Origin of the sequence: Methylobacterium gnaphalii, assembly GCF_007992215.1 — a bacterium.
Classification (GTDB): Bacteria; Pseudomonadota; Alphaproteobacteria; order Rhizobiales; family Beijerinckiaceae; genus Methylobacterium; species Methylobacterium gnaphalii.
This window is the reverse complement of the sequence record NZ_BJZV01000094.1, coordinates 1-1,448: the sequence shown is the minus strand read 5'-3', so window position 1 is coordinate 1,448 and position 1,448 is coordinate 1. Positions and strand designations below refer to the sequence as shown.

At 60.8% G+C, this 1,448-nt stretch carries 2 protein-coding genes; one reads left to right on the top strand and one right to left on the bottom strand.

Annotated elements, in window-relative coordinates:
- Positions 1-468: 468 nt before the first annotated feature.
- Positions 469-636, top strand: coding sequence for a hypothetical protein (locus MGN01_RS23915; protein WP_170246141.1), 168 nt, complete (start codon positions 469-471; stop codon positions 634-636).
- 7 nt (positions 637-643) lie between these two features.
- Here the strand turns inward: MGN01_RS23915 and MGN01_RS24690 are convergent, their stop codons facing one another.
- Positions 644-904 (bottom strand): hypothetical protein, encoded by a 261-nt coding sequence (locus MGN01_RS24690; RefSeq protein WP_488803228.1) that lies wholly within the window; start codon positions 902-904, stop codon positions 644-646.
- Positions 905-1,448 lie beyond the last annotated feature (544 nt).

Below are 1,448 nucleotides of genomic sequence, written 5' to 3'. Positions count from 1 at the left end.
CCGCTTTCATGACGGGGTGATCGGCATCTCCCTGAGCCGATCGTTGAGCGCGCGGAGGGCGGCCGAGGCCTTTACAATTGGCGTCGGCTTAGTGCTGATCGACTTGCTGGGGAATCCGTGAGTGGTGCGCTAAGACCGTTCCGCCTGAGTGCGAAGCACAGCGATGTTGGCTTCTAGAGCCATGAGCTTCACGCGATAGTCGCGCGCTAGGGACCGCAACTCGTCAGCCTGGCTTGGCTCTGCCATTTTCATCGCGTCTGCCGCCGTGAAGATTGCCTCCGAGACCGCTCGCATAGCGCGAGCGCCGTCCGACAGCGTCTGGAGCGAAGCATTCGGCATGTGGGCGTTCGGTCGAACCAGCATCCTGTGGTATTGCGCGGATTGTTGATTCTCAATGGTAAATAAATGGCAACCGGCCGGGCTGGCGTCTGTCAGCCGAATGCGCCTTAAGGCCCGACTCCGCAGGTGATGGACGCCTTAGACACCATGGTCGAAGGCTGGGATGACGGAGCGCATTCGGCAACACGAGGCACGCTGCTCTGGGCGGCGAACTCGGGCTGCATCAGCGAGACGGCGATTGTGGACGTGTGGGAGCGCGGGGCGATCGCCTACATTGTGACGGCGTTCGCCGCGTGATCGTCGCTCAGAGCAGTGCCTCGGGGTGCAAACTCGTTTGACCCGGAAGATGACGCGACGAGTGCGGGCAGCCCCTATGCCCTCGCCGATGCTGAAGGCTGACTTTGCCATCGGTCGTGTAGGTGCTCAGCGTCACAGCCGCCCCGTGGCATGCCGGGCATCTCTTGAGCTTGTCCCGATGAAGACGATGCGCCTGTGCGATAGCAACCGTCACCCAGGCACCGTCGATCTGGACGTCGCACGTGATGGGAGAGATGCTCTGGCTCATGCCGTCGTTTTGGCATAGCGATCCAAATGTTTGGTTAACAAAACGAAAAGCCCGGCTCAGCGGGTGCTGGCCGGGCTTGTGGCGATCCAATCTCGTGACGTGATGCCAGGCGGGCACGCGCAGTGGATATCGGGGCGCAACTCAACCGCTGATATCGACAAGCTCGCGCGGTCCAGCCAGTCTTCCTGTTCCGAAACAAAACAAGCCGCCCGATGATTCGGAAGCGGCTTGTCCGTAGAGGGGTCGGCCGAGGCCAGACACCACCTGTGCAAGCGGATCAACACCACGATCCGTAGGGCGTGTCCAGACCTTAGTCGGCGGTTTTACACCGCAGACAGTAGGAGCTGCACACGTGCAACAGCATTTCGAACTTATCCCTCACGTAGTTGAGACCGAAGTTGTCCAGCAGCGTGTGCAGGACGGCTACATCAACGCGACAGCGATGTGCCCGCAGCGGGCAAGCGCTTCCACGATTACAGCGGGAGGGGGCCAACTGTAGCGTTTCTTTCTGCGCTGGAGACCGAAACGGGTGTACCTTTCGGTG

What these genes read in the sequence shown, in the direction of transcription:
- MGN01_RS23915 (WP_170246141.1), top strand. Translation starts at nt 469, where the DNA reads ATGGACGCCTTAGACACCATGGTCGAAGGCTGGGATGACGGAGCGCAT.
- MGN01_RS24690 (WP_488803228.1), bottom strand. Translation starts at nt 904, where the DNA reads ATGAGCCAGAGCATCTCTCCCATCACGTGCGACGTCCAGATCGACGGT.